Raw genomic sequence first — 15,846 nt, 5'->3', positions numbered from 1 at the left:
CGCGACATTGTTTCCTTCAAGTGGTTACGGGAACCGGCTGGGACAGGCGTTTTTCGGGCCTCGGAGAAAGATCCATATTTTTTGCAGCTAAGGAAGCAGGGGAGGAAGGCGAAAGCGGAATTTGGCGACAAAAATTTGGCATCGAATGATGGCCATTGTCCAGTACCGCTATCGCGGAAGTCGTCACAGGGAGCGTGATTACCCACGCACGTGACAGCAACGATCCGGCTGCCATGTGCGTCGGGCGTTGCATGCATGACCCGCCAGCCTTGGACTGCGAGAAACCCATCGGCAGGGGAGGCGTGCGCTCATGGCTAAGTTACTCGGTGTGGTCAGCAAGGTCGTCGGCCAGGTATTCGCAGTGGAGGGTGATGGCCATCGTCGGCTGGTGGTGGAGGGCGATCGCCTGTTCGCCGGCGAACAGCTGGAAACGGGGGCCGCCGGCGCGGTGGCCGTGCGTTTGCAGAACGGCGGTTTGTTGACCCTCGGGCGCGACAGCAGCCTGGCACTGAGCCCGGAGCTGTTGGCCAGCCACTCGCAACCTGCCCATGCACCGAATACGGCGCCCAGCGATGCACTGCTCAGTGATGTCGAGCGGATGCAACGGGCCATTGCCGCAGGGGCCGACCCGACCAAGGAAGGCGAAGCGCCAGCGGCGGGTGGGCACCATGGTGCCTTCAATGGCGAACTGGGGGGCGGGCACAGTTTCGTGCTGCTGACCGAAGTGGCGGCACGGGTCGATCCCAACATCGGTTTTCCCACAGCGGGATTCAATGGCATCCCCGAACTGGACAACCGTTACCTTGGCGAACAGGACCCGCACAATGATGAGGGGGCGCCGGTAGTCGCTGCGTCACCCACCCCCGTTCCCGAGGTGGTGGACAAGCCCGTCACGCTCAATGGCTTGAACGCCCAGCCAGGTGAACTGTCCCTGAACGAAGCCAATCTGCCCCAGGGCTCGACGAGCCATCCGGCGGCACTGACCCAGTCCGGCAGTTTCACCGTCGTGGCGCCGGATGGTGTGTTCAACCTCAGTGTCGGCGGCATCAATGTGGTCACCGCAGGCAGCGTGACCGGTGTGGGTCACTCGATCGTGACCGGGCTCGGCAACCTGCTCACCACCACCGGCTACAACCCGGCGACCGGTGTGGTCAGCTACAGCTACACCCTGACAGGTGCCGAGCAGCACCCGAATGGCGATGCAACGGTCGGTGAGCACTTCCCCGTACTGGCTAGCGATACCGACGGCGATGTCGCCAGCGGCTCCCTGGATGTGATCATTCGTGACGACGCCCCCAAGGCAGTGGACGACAGCAACCCGGTGACCGCCACCGAACAGCATCTGGAACTGAGCGGCAATGTGCTGGGCAATGATATCCAGGGCGCCGACCGCATCCCCAGTGGCCCGGTCGTGGCCGGTACCTTCGTCGGTACCTACGGCACCCTGGTGCTGGCGGCGGACGGTTCCTACACCTACACCCTCAACCCCGGCGACACCGACTTCAAGAACCTGCACGGCGGCGGCAACGGCGTGGAGCAATTCACCTACACGCTGAAGGACGCCGATGGCGATACCAGCACAGCGGTCCTGACCCTCAACGTCGGTAACCTCAACGACCCGGTGACCCTCGGTGGCCTGGGTGTGGAGGGCGGCGAACTGACGGTGTTCGAGAAGCACCTCGCCGACGGCAGCGCACCGAACCCAGGCGCGCTGACCCAGAGCGGCACGTTCACGCTTACCGCGCCGGATGGCCTGCAGACCCTCAGCGTGGGCGGCATCAGCGTGGTTGGCGGTGGTGTGGTGGCGGGCTTCCCGCAGTCGATCACCACGGCACTGGGCAACACCCTGACCATCACCGGCTACAACCCGGCGACCGGCGTGGTCAGCTACAGCTACACCTTGCACGCAGCCTCGGATGCCAATGGGCTCAGCGAGCATTTCACCGTCACGGCCACCGACACCGACGGCAGCAGCGCCAACGGCACCCTGGACGTGAACATCGTCGACGATGCGCCCAAGGCGGTGAACGACAACAACCCGGTGACCGCCACCGAACAGCATCTGGAACTGAGCGGCAATGTGCTGGGCAACGATATCCAGGGCGCCGACCGCATTCCCAGTGGCCCAGTCGTGGCCGGTACCTTCGTCGGCACCTACGGCACCCTGGTGCTGGCGGCGGACGGTTCCTACACCTACACCCTCAACCCCGACGACGCCGACTTCAAGAACCTGCACGGCGGCGGCAACGGCGTGGAGCAATTCACCTACACGCTGAAGGATGCCGACGGCGACACCAGCACGGCGACCCTGACCCTCAACGTCACCAACCTCAATGACCCGGTGACCCTGGGTGGCCTCGGTGTGGAAGGTGGCGAGCTGAAGGTCTACGAGAAAAACCTCTCCGATGGCAGTGCCCCCAACCCAGGCGCGTTGACCCAGGGCGGCACGTTCAGCGTGACCGCCCTCGACGGCCTGCAGACCCTGACCGTGGCGGGTATCACAGTGGTGAGTGGCGGCGCTCCCGCAGGTTTCCCACAGTCGATCACCACACCATTGGGCAACACCCTGACCATCACCGGCTATGATCCGGCGACCGGCGTGGTGAGCTACACCTACCAGTTGCTGGACAACGAGGGCCATGCCACCGGCCAGGGCGCCAACAGCCTGCTCGAGCAGTTCGCCGTCAGTGCCGTGGATACCGATGGCAGCAGCGCCAGCGGCACCCTCGATGTGAGCATCGTCGACGATGTGCCCAGGGCGCATTGCGACTTCGCCGATGTCACCGAAGGCGGCAGTGTCAGCGGCAATGTGCTGGCCAACGATGTGATCGGCGCCGATGGCCGCAGTGATGGCCAGTACGTGGTCGGCGTGCGCGTCGGGCACGACACCTCGACTTCGGCCAGCGGGCACGTGGGCGAGCAGATCCAGGGCCTGTACGGTTACCTGGTCCTCGATGCCCAGGGCATGGGCACCTACCACGCCTACGTCAACCAGGATCTGCCGCAGTGGGCCAGCGACACCTTCGTCTACACCATCCGTGACGCCGACGGTGACGAGAGCACCGCCACCATTACCATCAACGTGCAAGACAGCAAGTTGCTGGCGGGTGTCGACGACGAAGTGAAGGTTTTCGAGAAAGCCCTCGACCTGAGCAAGGATGGCAATGACCTGGCTGCGGGCACGGTCACCGGCAGCAATCCTGGTTCAACCGCAGAAACGGCATCCGGCTCGCTGGCTGGCTCGGTCAGCGGCGGTGTGGGCACCTTGACCTACAGCCTGGTCGGCAATGCGGTAGGGCAATACGGTCAGATCCAGCTGAATGCGGACGGCTCGTACACCTATACCCTGACATCGGCACCGAACTCGCCCAATCATGTGAATGACGGCCCGAACATCGTGACCGAAAGCTTCACCTATCAAGTGAAGGATTCGCTCGGCAACGCCACCACCAGCACCATCGTCATCAGCATCGTCGACGATGTGCCCAAGGCCCATTGCGACTTCGCCGACGTCAGCCAGGGCGGCAGCGTCAGCGGCAATGTACTGGCCAACGATGTGATCGGCGCCGATGGCCGCGGTGACGGCCAGTATGTGGTCGGTGTGCGCTTCGGCCACGACACCTCGACCTCCGCCATCGGCCATGTCGGCGACCCGATCCAGGGCCTGTACGGCTACCTGACCCTCGACGCCCAGGGCAATGGCACCTACCACGCCAACCCCAACAGCGTGCTGCCACCGTGGGCCACCGACCACTTCGTCTACACCATCCGCGATGCCGATGGCGACGAAAGCACCACCACCATCACCATCAACGTGCAGGACAGCAAGTTGCTGGCCACGGTCGACGATGAGGTCAAGGTCTTCGAGAAGGCCCTCGACCTGTACAAGGATGGCAGTGACCTGGCGGCAGGCCATATCACCGGCAGTGAGCCCGGTTCCACTGCGGAAACCGCCTCCGGTTCGCTCGTGGGATCGGTCAGCGGTGGCTTGGGGGGCTTGACCTACAGCCTGGTAGGCAATGCCTTGGGCCAATTCGGTCAGATCCAGTTGAACGCAGATGGCTCCTACACCTACACCCTGACGTCGGCACCGAACTCGCCCAATCACGTGAACGACGGCCCGAACACCGTGACTGAAAGCTTCACCTACCAGGTGAAGGATTCGCTGGGCAATACCTCCACCAGCACCATCGTCATCAGCATCGTCGACGATGTGCCCAGGGCGCAGAACGATTTCGCCGGTGTGCAGCAGGGCGGCAACATCAGCGGCAATGTACTGGCCAACGATGTGATCGGCGCCGATGTGCGCGGCGATGGCCAGTACGTGGTGGGTGTGCGTTTCGGCCACGACACTTCGACCTCGGCCAGTGGCCATCTGGGCGAGCCGATCACCGGGCTGTACGGCTACCTGACCCTCGATGCCCAGGGCAACGCCACCTACCACGCCAACCCCGACAGCGTGTTGCCGCCATGGGCCGCCGACAGTTTCGTCTACACCCTCCGTGATGCCGATGGTGACGAGAGCACCGCCGTCATCCGTATCAGCGTGCAGAACAGCCAACTGGTCGCCAGCCAGGACAGCGACGTCACGGTCTACGAAAAGGCACTGGACTTGCACAAGGATGGCAACGACCTGGCAGCTGGCAGCGTGACCGGCAGCGAGCCGGGTTCCAGCGGCGAAACCGCTTCCGGCAGCCTGGTGGGCTCGGTCAGCGGCGGATTTGGCGCCCTGACCTATAGCCTGGTGGGTAACGCCACGGGTCAATATGGCCAGATCCAGTTGAATGCCGACGGCTCCTACACCTATACCCTGACCTCGGCGCCGAAAACGCCGGGTGGTGCGAACGACGGTGCCAATACGGTCATCGAACAGTTCACTTACAAGGCTACCGATGCGCTGGGCAACAGCGTCACCAGCACGATCGCCATCAACATCGTCGACGACGTGCCGAAGGCCGAAAGCGCGGTGCGCAGCATCACCCCGGGCCAGGTGGACTCCAACATCCTGCTGGTGATCGACGTCTCCAGCAGCATGAACACGGGGTCTGGCGTCCCCGGCCTGACACGCCTGGAGCTGGCCAAGCAGGCCATCAACACCTTGCTCGACAAGTACGATGACATGGGTGAGATCAAGGTGCAGATCGTCACCTTCTCCACTGGCGCGACGATGCAGACCCCGGTGTGGGTCTCGATCGGCGAGGCCAAGAGCCTGATCGCCGGGCTCACGGCGGGTGGCTCGACCTACTACGACTCGGCTGCAACCAAGGCCCAGGAAGCCTTCGTCAGCTCGGGCAAGCTGGTGGGGGCGCAGAATGTCAGCTACTTCTTCTCGGACGGCGAGCCCAGCGGTGGTCACTCGATCACCGCTGTCCGCGAAACCACCTGGGAAACCTTCCTCGACGACAATGGCATCAAGTCCTTCGCCGTCGGCATGGGCAGTGGCGTGAATGCCGGCAACCTCGACCCGCTGGCCTATGATGGCAGCAGCCACACCGACACCAACGCGGTGGTGGTCACCGACCTCAACCAACTGGGTGCGGTGCTTTCCGGCACCGTGCAGGGGGCGCCCATCACCGGCAGCCTCATCAGCGGTGGCGACTTCGGCGCCGATGGCGGTTTCATCAAGGCACTGGTGGTGGACGGCACCAGCTACACCTACGATCCAAAGGCCAATGCCGGGCAGGGGGGCTATGCCGCCAGCGGCGGCGTGGACAAGGCTGTGTTCGACACGGTCGGCAACAGCCTCGGCATCAAGACCAGCCTCGGTGGCACCTTGCAGGTGAACATGGATACCGGCGAATTCACCTACACGCCGCCGAAGGACGGCGGTGCCGGCCAGGTGGAGAAGTTCACCTTCACCGCCAGTGACAACGACGGGGACACCAGCAGCGCCACGCTGACCGTGAACATCAACGGCAATGCCGCACCTGTGGCCGCCCCCGATCACATCATCACCAACATCAGTGGCGCCACGCTCAGCGTGCCGGTTGAAGCATTGCTGGCCAACGACAGCGATGCCGACCATGACCGGTTGAGCGCTGCGCCTACCTCGTTCAACACCGGCTTCGCCGACAAGGGCGCAGGCTTCACCGCCGGCGCCCAGGCCCAGACCCTTCAGTTCGACGGCACGCCCAACAAGGCCGAGAACCAGTTCCGCGACCTGGCGCGCAGCGAGTTCACCAGCCTGTCCGGGACCATGACCGCGGCGCTGGTGGTGGCGGGCTACCTCGGCATGATCAGCAACAGCAATGCCAACGATGAGGACACGCTGACCGTCACCTTGCGCAAGGGCGAAACCCTCACCCTCGACCATGACCGCCCCGCCGGCAACCTGATGATGGAGTGGAAGGAGGCCGGTGGCAGCTACCAGGGCATCGCCGATGGCGGCAGCTTCACCGCCGCCCATGATGGGGTGTACAGCATCCACCTGGTCAACACCGACAACGCCTCGGGTAACAGCAAGGCCGCCGAGAACTACAAGCTGAGCCTGGTGGTGGACTACAGCAACGCGGTCAACGATGTGCTGCATGACACCTACACCGTCAGCGACGGTCACGGCGGCACGGCCACCGGTAACGTCGATATCACCTACCAGCCCGGCCATGTGCTCGACGGTACGGCAGGTGATGATGTGCTGCTGGCAGGGGGCGGCGACAACACCCTGAACGGTGGCGCTGGCAATGATGTGCTGGTGGCGGGAACCGGCAATGATCATTTGTACGGGGGAGAGGGCAACGACCTGCTGATCGCGGGGCCGGGCAACGACTTGCTGGACGGTGGCCTGGGCAGCGACACGGTCAGCTTCGCCAAGGCCGGGGCTGGCGTGGTGGTGGACCTGGGGCAGGCCGGCCCGCAGAACACCCAGGGGGCTGGTGTGGACACCCTGGCCAGCATCGAGAACCTGATTGGCTCGGAGTACAACGACACGCTGATCGGCAACGACGGCGACAATGTGCTCAACGGTGGCGCGGGCAACGATGTGCTCAAGGGTGGGGGCGGCAATGACACGCTGGTTGGTGGGCCGGGGGACGACACGCTGACCGGTGGCAGCGGCAACGACACATTCGTCTGGCAGAAGGGGGACAGCGGTCATGACACCGTGACCGACTTTACCCCGGGCAGTGATCGCCTTGACCTGTCACAGCTGTTGCAGGGCGAGAACGCCAGCAGCGCCTCGCTGGACGACTACCTGCACTTCAAGGTCAGCGGCACCGGCAGCAATGTGGTCTCGACCATCGAGGTCAGCAGTGTCGCCGGCGCGGCGCCGACCCAGACCATCGACCTGGCCGGGGTCGACCTGGCGCAGCATTATGGGGTGACGGCCGGAGCGGGCGGGGTGGTCGCCTCGGGACATGACACGGCGACCATCATCAACGGCATGCTCAATGACCATTCGTTGAAGGTGGATACAGTGTGAGAGTGGTTGCAGGGATCCTGTGGGACAGCACAGTCCGGCAAGTTGGGGCGTCCCCCGCAGGTTTAGTGCTCAGCCCGGCCGGTGCAGCGTCTTCTGCTTGAGAATCCAGGCGCTGACCAGCACCGCGCTGGTCAGCATGAACGCACGCGCCCAGAACAGCGGCACTAGATAGCACGACAGGCTGATGCTCGCCCACATCAGGCCGATGGCGTAGACCTTGCCCTTGAGCGGAATGCCTTCGCCACTGAGGTAGTCGCGAATCCATGGGCCAAGCCTGGGGTGGTTGACCAGCCAATCATGGAAGCGCGGCGAGCTGCGGGCAAAGCAGGCCGCGGCCAGCAGCAGGAATGGGGTGGTGGGCAACACCGGCAGGAAGATCCCCGCCACCCCCAGCGCGACACTGAGCCAGCCGATGGCCAGCAGCAGGTAGCGCACCACGTCGATCAGTGGTGGCGCGGCTTGAGCAGGGCAGGTTTCTCGTCCGGGGCATGCAGCAGCAGGAACAGCGCACTCAGCGCCTCGGGGATCTGCACGATCATGTCGTCCTGCAGGTTGGCGTTCTTGGCGATGTCCTCGAACTCCGGCTGCTCGTCGAACAGGCCGGAACCGACCATGATCGGGAGCAGCATCTCGCTGACTTCTTCCTCGGCGTTCTCGAACCAGGCCTCTTCACGCAGGAACACGCCCTCCATGAAGCCGATGCACCAGCCGCGCAGGTCGGAATCGTCCGGCTCGTCGGTCAGGTCCAGGTCGCAGGGCAGGTCGAATTCCTCGTCGCTGGCCAGCTGGCGGGCGATGTGGCCCTTGAGCGCGACCAGGGTGGCTTCGATCTCGGTGCGCTGGGCATCGCTGGTGTAGTGCGGCTCTTCGGCGAACAGCGCGTCGATCCATTCGCGTTCTGGAACTTCCTCCGAGCAGATCGACAGCGCGGTCAGGTAGCCGTGTGCGGCGACGTAGTCCAGCGCTTCTTCGTGCAGCTCATCGGCGTCGAGGAAGGCTTGCAGGCGGGTCAGTTGCTCGGCGAAGGACATTACAGGGCTACCTTGGGGAATAAACGATGGTGAATTCTAGCACCTTGCGGCGCTTGGGGGGCAAAGGGAACGTCTGTCACCGGGGCATGCCGGGTGACGTGGCAGTCGGGTATACTTCGCGCTTTTTCGTGCTGGCCGGCGTTTTCGCGCCATCCGGCAAAAACCGCTTACGCATTCGCTGCGCGCGCGGTGGATTTATCGTCCAGCCTGACTCGGGGTTGGTACGGCGATTTTGGAGTGGCAAATGCTCGAACAGGCTCAGCGCGTCCTCAAGGATGTCTTCGGTTACGACAGTTTCCGCGGGCGCCAGGCTGCGATCATCGAATGTGTGGCAGGGGGCGGCGACGCCCTGGTGCTGATGCCCACCGGCGGCGGCAAGTCGCTGTGCTTCCAGGTGCCGGGCTTGCTGCGCCCGGGCTTGACGGTGGTGGTATCACCGCTGATCGCGCTGATGGACGACCAGGTCGCCACCCTCGACGAGCTGGGCGTGGCCGCCGCCGCGCTGAACTCCACCCTCAGCGCCGAGCAGCAGCGCGACCTGGCCGGGCGCCTGCGCCGTGGCGAGGTGAAGATGCTCTACCTGGCGCCGGAGCGCCTGGTGCAGCCGCGCATGCTGGAATTCCTGCGTGGCCTCGACATTGCCCTGTTCGCCATCGACGAAGCCCACTGTGTTTCGCAATGGGGCCACGACTTCCGCCCGGAATACCTGCAACTGGGCCAGCTCGCCGAGCTGTTCCCCCATGTGCCGCGCATCGCCCTGACCGCCACCGCCGACATGCGTACCCGCGAGGAGATCGTCCAGCGCCTGCACCTGCAGGGCGCCGAGCGCTTCCTGTCGAGCTTCGACCGGCCGAACATCTTCTACCGCATCGTGCCCAAGGAGTCGCCGCGCAAGCAGTTGATGGCGTTTCTCGGCGAACGACGCGGCAACGCCGGCATTGTCTACTGCCTGTCGCGCAAGAAGGTCGACGAGACCGCCGCGTTTCTTTGCGACCAGGGCTTCCCGGCGCTGCCGTATCACGCGGGCCTGGCCGCCGAGACCCGTGCGGCCAACCAGCATCGCTTCCTCAACGAGGAAGGCTTGATCATGGTCGCCACCATCGCCTTCGGCATGGGCATCGACAAGCCCAACGTGCGCTTCGTCGCCCACCTCGACCTGCCCAAATCGCTCGAGGCCTATTACCAGGAAACCGGCCGTGCCGGCCGTGACGGCCTGCCGTCGGACGCCTGGATGGCCTACGGCCTGCAGGACATGGTGATGCTCAAGCAGATGCTGCAAAATTCCGAGGGCGACGAGCGCCACAAACGCATCGAGCAGCACAAGCTCGACGCCATGCTGGCCCTGTGCGAGGAAACCCGCTGCCGCCGCCAGTCGCTGCTGGCCTACTTCGATGAAGTGCTGGAGCAGCCCTGCGGCCATTGCGACAACTGCGTCGACCAGGTGCAGACCTGGGATGCCACCGAGCCTGCGCGCCAGGCCTTGTCGACTGTGTTCCGCACCGGCCAGCGTTATGGCGTGGGCCACCTGGTCGATGTGCTGCTGGGCAAGGACACCGAGAAGGTGCGCAATTTCGGTCACGAGAAACTGTCGGTATTCGGTGTCGGCAAGCCGTTGGCCGAGGCGGAGTGGCGCTCGCTGTTTCGCCAGCTGGTGGCGCGCGGCCTGGTGGATATCGACCTGGAAGGCTACGGCGGCCTGCGCCTGTCCGACAGCTGCCGGCCGCTGCTGCGTGGCGAAGTGACGCTGCAGCTGCGCCGCGACCTCAAGCCGCAGACGGTGGCCAAGGCCTCCGGCGGCAGTGGCGGCAGCCCGGCCAGCCAGCTGGTGCGCGCCGAGGAGCGCGAGCTGTGGGAGGCGTTGCGCACCCTGCGGCGCAAGCTGGCCGAGGAGCACAGCGTGCCGCCCTACGTCATCTTCCCCGACTCGACCCTGCTGGAGATGCTGCGCAGCATGCCCACCAGCCTCAGCGACATGGCCCAGGTCAGCGGCGTCGGCGCGCGCAAGCTGGAGCGCTACGGCCAGGCGTTCCTCGAAGTGCTCAATGGCAGTGGTGGCACGGAGGAGGCGCCCAAGGTGGTGCTGGACCTGCGCCACGAGCTGGTCAGCCTGGCCCGCGCCGGCATGACCCCAGCGCAGATCGCCGGGCAGCTCAATTGCAGCGAGAAGAATGTCTACAGCCTGCTTGCCGAAGCCATCGGCCGCCAGGAGCTGGGCCTGGAGCAGGCGCTGGATCTGCCGGAAGACCTGATGATGGAAGTGCAGGATGCCTTCCTCGATGGCGAGGGCGAGCTGCCACCGGTTTCTGCCGTGGCGCCGCTGTTCGGCGCGCGGGTGCCGGAAGGTGTCTTGTATTGCGTCAGGGCGGCGTTGGCGGTGGAGTTCGGGCTCTGATAGCCGGCATTTACGCCATTTGCTGACCTTTGTCATGCCCCGGTCGGATTATCCGACGTTTCCACTCGGCTGAATGTTGCCTGATCGGCCGGGGCATGGTTAGCTGACTAATAATTAGTTCTATTCAATGAGTTGCTTATGCCCCTGACCGACAACCAACACCGCTTCGGCATGCAGCTGGCCCAGATGTCCCGGGGTTGGCGCGCCGAACTGGACCGCCGCCTGGCCGGGCTCAACCTCTCCCAGGCGCGTTGGCTGGTGCTGCTGCACCTGGCGCGTTTCGACGAGGCCCCCACCCAGCGTGAGCTGGCCCAGAGTGTCGGCGTCGAAGGCCCGACCCTGGCCCGCCTGCTGGACAGCCTGGAAGGCCAGGGCCTGGTGCGCCGCCAGGCGGTGATGGAAGACCGCCGTGCCAAGAAGATCCTGCTGTGCCCGCCGGCCAAGCCGCTGATCGACCAGATCGAGACCATCGCCAACGCCTTGCGCGCCGAGCTGTTCACCGGGGTCGACGAGGCTGACCTGGAAGTGTGCATGCGGGTGCATGCGAAGATCCTCGGTAACCTCGAAAAGTCCTGACTGCCACAAGCCACAAGCTGCAAGCTTGCAGCTCAGAAGGTATGCCCCAGGTTCAGGTATACCGCCCGCTCATGGGCATTGTTGGCCCCATAACTCAGGTTCAACGGCCCCAGCGGCGTTTCCAGTCCCAGGAACACACTCGCCGCATTGATGTAGCCGCTGTCGAACTCGTTGTCGTTGTTCCACGCCCGCCCACGCTCCAGTGACCCGCCGATATACAGCGGGAAGTCCAGCGGCAGATAGGCGCGCGGCGTCAGGCGGCGGTAGTAGACCATGCGCAGCAAGCTCATGTTCTGCCCGGAGACCGAGTCCTGGCGAAAGCCCGACAGCTGCCGCGCGCCACCGAACACGAAGCTCGAGGTGACCACCTCGGCTTCATCCAGCGTGCGCCCGTACTTGCCCCCCAGCACCAGGGTGTTCGGTCCGCTGCTGAACGCTTTGTCCAGGTTGAACAGCCACTGTCGGTAGCTCTGGTCCGAGTCCAGCGCCTTGTCGTACTTGCGCACCGTCAGGCCAATGTCCTCGCCGCTGTGGGGGAAGTAGACGTTGTCGAAGGTGTCGAAGGAATACTTGAGCTCATAGAACCCTTCGTCGAAGCTGACTTTGGGCAGGTCCTGGTCGCCGATGCGAACGTCGGCCTCGCCCCAGGCCTTGCCCACGCCCAGGCGCACCTCGCCATAGGTGCCGATCTGCCGCCCGACATTGAGGCCGAACCCATAGCGCTCCAGGCGGTACTCGGCGACCGGGTCGTTGTCGAGGGTGGCCTCGACGTTCTGCGAGCCGAAGTCGAGGTAGGGCGCAATGAAGTAGCGCGAACCGACATCCAGCGGCTGATAGAACTCGGTATACAACTCCTGCTGGTCGCCGATCTGGGCGCGGGTCAACCATTCGGCGCCAAGGCGGTTGATGCCGTTGACCCGGTAGCTGGCCCCCAGGTTGAAAGCGCTGTCGCCACGCAGGTCGTCGGACAGGTTCAGGCCCAGGCGCAGGTAGTCGGTGCCACCGCGTCGACCGCGAGCATTGATCACCAGGGTGTTGTCGTCGCCTTTGTGCACCACGCGGTATTGCACCTGGTCGAAGTAGTCCAGCCCGTACAGGGTGCCCATGTCGGTCTGCAGGCGGTCGAGCTCCAGCGGCTCGCCGATAGGCTGGCGGATGTAGTAGCGGATCACGTCGTCGCTGACCTTGGAATCGTTCTCCACCTTGATCGCGGTGATGACCGGGGTGCGCTGGCGGGGCGAACGGGCCATCGCCAGGTTGCTGTCGGCCTCGGGCTGGCGCAGCCCGGCCAGGCGTGGCGCCAGTGCGACGGTGGCGCGGTAGCCGGCATCGATCATGTCATGGGCACGGCCGAAATCGGTGACGCCGAAGCTCGCCAGTGACGGTTGCACCAGAATGTCTTCGCGGCGCAGGCTGGCCAGTTGTTCTTCGGAGTTGCGCCGGGTCATCAGGGTGATCGACTGGTTGAGCACATCGACCACCGTGGCCAGCTGCTTGCGGTTGCGCAGCGGGGTGCCGATATCGACGACGATGGCCAGGTCCACGCCCATTTCGCGCACCACATCCAGCGGGATGTTGTCGGTCATGCCACCATCCACCAGCAGACGCCCGTCGAGCTCCACCGGGGCGAACACCGCGGGGATCGACATGCTGGCGCGTATCACCCTCGGCAGGTGGCCGCGGCGGAACACCACCTTCTCGCCGCTGGCGATGTCGGTGGCCACCGCGCGGAAGGGGATGGGCAGTTTGTCGAAGTCGCGGATGTCGGCCGTATGGGCCAGCTTGCTTTCCAGCAGCAGTGCCAGGTTCTGGCCCTGGATCACGCCCAGCGGCAGGCCCAGGCTGCCGTCGTCGCGAAAGCTCAGCTTCTGCTTCACGAGAAAGTCGCGGTCGTCCTGCTTGCGGCGAAAGGGCACGTCCTTGCGCGGCGGCGCGTCCGACAGTGCTTGTTGCCAGTCCAGGGTGGTCGCCAGCTTTTCCAGCTCCTCGACACTGTAGCCGGAGGCGTACAGTCCGCCGACCACCGCGCCCATGCTGGTGCCGGCGATGGCATCGATGCGCACCCCTTGTTCTTCCAGGGCCTTGAGCACGCCGATGTGGGCAATGCCGCGGGCAGCACCACCAGACAGCACCAGGCCGATTTTCGGCCGGGCCTGTTCGGCGGCCAGCACGGTGAGGGAGGTGAGCGTCAGCAAAAGGCAGAACAGCAGGCGGCGCATCGTGAGTCTCAAACCAGGGGGCAAAGACCGCTAGTATAAGCGGCCCCCTCCCTGGAGATATGTCACATGGCGACTGCCAAGCCGGAAATTGTCATCACTTACTGCACCCAGTGCCAATGGTTGCTGCGTGCCGCCTGGCTGGCCCAGGAGCTGCTCAGCACCTTCAGCGACGATCTCGGGCGGGTAGCGCTTGAGCCAGGCACCGGCGGGATCTTCCGCATCACCTGCGACGGCGTGCAGATCTGGGAGCGCAAGGCCGATGGCGGCTTCCCCGAGGCCAAGGTGCTCAAGCAGCGGGTACGGGACCAGATCGACCCGCAACGCGACCTGGGCCACAACGATCGCTGATCAGGCGCCTTCGGTGAGTGGCCGCTGTTTCACCGGCTGCTCGGCACTCAGGCGGCTGGACAGCACGATGGCAAAGATGATCAGCGCGCCACCGGCGAGCATGCTCGGGGTCGGCGTCTCGGCGAACACTGCCCAGGCCACGGCGATGCCATAGACCGGTTCCATGCCGAACACCACCGCCGCCGTGCGCGCCTTGATCACTGCCAGGCTGGCGACGAACAGGCTGTGGGCCACCCCCGTGCAGAAGATGCCCAGCAGGGCGATCCACAGCCAGTCCATGGGGGCCACGGCCGCGAGGCCAGGGATGGCCACCGGCAGCAGGCACAGGGTCACCACCAGGTTCTGCCACAGCGCCGCCTGCACGGCGGGCAGGCGCCCGGAACCCGCCCGGTTGGTGAGTGACAGCAGCGAGAACAGCAGGCCCGAGAGCAAAGCCCAGAGCAACCCACCGGTGGCTTCGCTGGCCAGGTCGAACGCAGGCGTGACCAGCACCAGGCCGATGCTCACCAGCAGTACCAGCAACGCTTCGTTGCGCCGGATGCGCTCGCGGAACAACAGGCCCTCGAGGATGACGGTGAAGGCCGGGAAGCTGGCGAAGCCGAGCGTGGCGATGGCCACGCCACCGACCTTGACCGCGATGAAGAAACTCACCCAGTGCCCCGCCAGCAGCACGCCACCGAGCAGCAGGCGGCGCAGGTCGCGCCCCCTGAGCGGTTGCCAGGCCTGGCGGGCGAGGCCGGCGAACAGGCCCAGGGCGAGCACGGCGAAGGCGGCGCGGCCGAAGACGATGATCGCGGGGCTGGCACTGGCAGCCAGCTTGCCGAAGACGCCTGTCAGGCCGAAGAACAGCGCGCCGATGTGCAGGGCGCCGAGGGCGGTGCGGTGGTTCATGGTGGTCCTTTGTATGCGCAAACGCCTGTTCCGGCCTCTTCGCGGGTAAACCCGCTCCCACAGGTTTCGCATAGGCCTGTGGGAGCGGGTTTACCCGCGAAGAGGCCGGGAAAGGCAGTAAAGATGTTGGCTCAGTGTAAAAGCCCGGACTGCCCATGTCTGTCGCGCGCCTCGCGTCAGTTGTCGCCAGACTCTCGGCGCAAGGCCAGCGGGGAGTTGCCGAAGGCGCGCAGCATTGCCGCACTGAACGCGCTCTGCGAGCCATACCCCACCCGCGCCGCGATCTCGCCCACTGGCAGCGCCGTCTCGCGCAGCAACCGTCGAGCCATGAGCAGCCGCCGCTGGCGAATGTAATCCATCGGGGTCATGCCGCACTCGCTGGCAAACCGCGCATGCAGCCGCGCGCTGGACAGCCCGGCCAGCCGTGCCAGGTCTGCAACCTGCAGCGGGTGGGCGGCATGGCGTTCGATATGCGCGTCGAAGGCGGCGTAGGGCAGGCGCTTGCTGGCGATCACTGGCGCACAGGCCTGCGGCGTCAAGCTGGCCAGCAGCAGGACGGCACCCTGGCGAGCGATCAGTGGATCATCCACCGGGCTGCTCGCCAGCCAATCCACCAGTTGTTGCTGACGATTGTCCAGGGTCAGGGCGCCGGGGCGGTCGAGCAGGCGGCGACTGTTGTCGGCGTGGCTGCCCAGGTGTTCACCGAGCCAGTGCTCATCCGGCACGTCCAGCACCAGGCAATGGCTGCCACTGGGGCTGCCGCAGGTGTGATGCGCGCCGGCCGGCACCACCATCAGGTCCTGGCGCTCCAGCTGTGCGCCACGGCCCTGTACCTCGAAGTTCAGGCGACCACCCAGACCAAACACCAGCTGCGGATGGTCGTGGCTGTGGGCGATCAGGTCGTGGCGATAGTGGCGCAGCGAAAGCAGCGAGCCGGTGCTCATGGGGGATTTCCTCGAGGGCAGGTGGGCA

Annotated in this window: 9 protein-coding genes; 4 read left to right on the top strand and 5 right to left on the bottom strand. The window is 65.1% G+C overall.

The window, feature by feature from the left end:
* The first annotated feature begins 310 nt into the window (after positions 1-310).
* Positions 311-7,417 carry a retention module-containing protein gene (locus JYG34_RS18750; RefSeq protein ID WP_213657810.1) on the top strand — a complete coding sequence of 2,369 codons (7,107 nt, stop codon included), beginning with the start codon at positions 311-313 and terminating at the stop codon, positions 7,415-7,417.
* Between the two features lie 69 nt (positions 7,418-7,486).
* On the opposite strand, the gene JYG34_RS18745 is transcribed toward JYG34_RS18750, so the two are convergent.
* Positions 7,487-7,852 (bottom strand): YbaN family protein, encoded by a 366-nt coding sequence (locus JYG34_RS18745; RefSeq protein WP_213657809.1) that lies wholly within the window; start codon positions 7,850-7,852, stop codon positions 7,487-7,489.
* Positions 7,853-7,860: 8 nt separating this feature from the next.
* Positions 7,861-8,448, bottom strand: coding sequence for a YecA family protein (locus JYG34_RS18740; protein WP_011535005.1), 588 nt, complete (start codon positions 8,446-8,448; stop codon positions 7,861-7,863).
* Positions 8,449-8,692: 244 nt separating this feature from the next.
* Here JYG34_RS18740 and recQ point away from each other — a divergent pair, with 244 nt between their 5' ends.
* On the top strand, positions 8,693-10,840 hold the full coding sequence (recQ, locus tag JYG34_RS18735; protein WP_213657808.1) for a DNA helicase RecQ: 2,148 nt from the start codon (positions 8,693-8,695) through the stop codon (positions 10,838-10,840).
* A 138-nt stretch (positions 10,841-10,978) separates the two neighbouring features.
* On the top strand, positions 10,979-11,416 hold the full coding sequence (locus JYG34_RS18730) for a MarR family transcriptional regulator (RefSeq protein ID WP_213657807.1): 438 nt from the start codon (positions 10,979-10,981) through the stop codon (positions 11,414-11,416).
* A 32-nt stretch (positions 11,417-11,448) separates the two neighbouring features.
* Here the strand turns inward: JYG34_RS18730 and JYG34_RS18725 are convergent, their stop codons facing one another.
* Complete coding sequence (locus JYG34_RS18725) at positions 11,449-13,635, bottom strand: patatin-like phospholipase family protein (RefSeq protein ID WP_213657806.1); 2,187 nt, start codon at positions 13,633-13,635, stop codon at positions 11,449-11,451.
* A 66-nt stretch (positions 13,636-13,701) separates the two neighbouring features.
* On the opposite strand from JYG34_RS18725, the gene JYG34_RS18720 reads away from it, so the two are divergent.
* Positions 13,702-13,983, top strand: a complete 282-nt coding sequence (locus JYG34_RS18720) for a SelT/SelW/SelH family protein (RefSeq protein ID WP_011535001.1) — start codon at positions 13,702-13,704, stop codon at positions 13,981-13,983.
* Here JYG34_RS18720 and JYG34_RS18715 read toward each other — a convergent pair whose 3' ends face one another.
* Positions 13,984-14,874 carry a DMT family transporter gene (locus tag JYG34_RS18715; protein WP_213657805.1) on the bottom strand — a complete coding sequence of 297 codons (891 nt, stop codon included), beginning with the start codon at positions 14,872-14,874 and terminating at the stop codon, positions 13,984-13,986.
* Positions 14,875-15,050: 176 nt separating this feature from the next.
* Positions 15,051-15,818: an AraC family transcriptional regulator gene (locus JYG34_RS18710; RefSeq protein WP_213657804.1), complete on the bottom strand. Its 768-nt coding sequence runs from the start codon at positions 15,816-15,818 to the stop codon at positions 15,051-15,053.
* Positions 15,819-15,846 lie beyond the last annotated feature (28 nt).

This window comes from Pseudomonas entomophila (assembly GCF_018417595.1).
GTDB lineage: Bacteria > Pseudomonadota > Gammaproteobacteria > Pseudomonadales > Pseudomonadaceae > Aquipseudomonas > Aquipseudomonas entomophila_C.
This window is presented reverse-complemented; position numbering and strand designations above follow the sequence as displayed.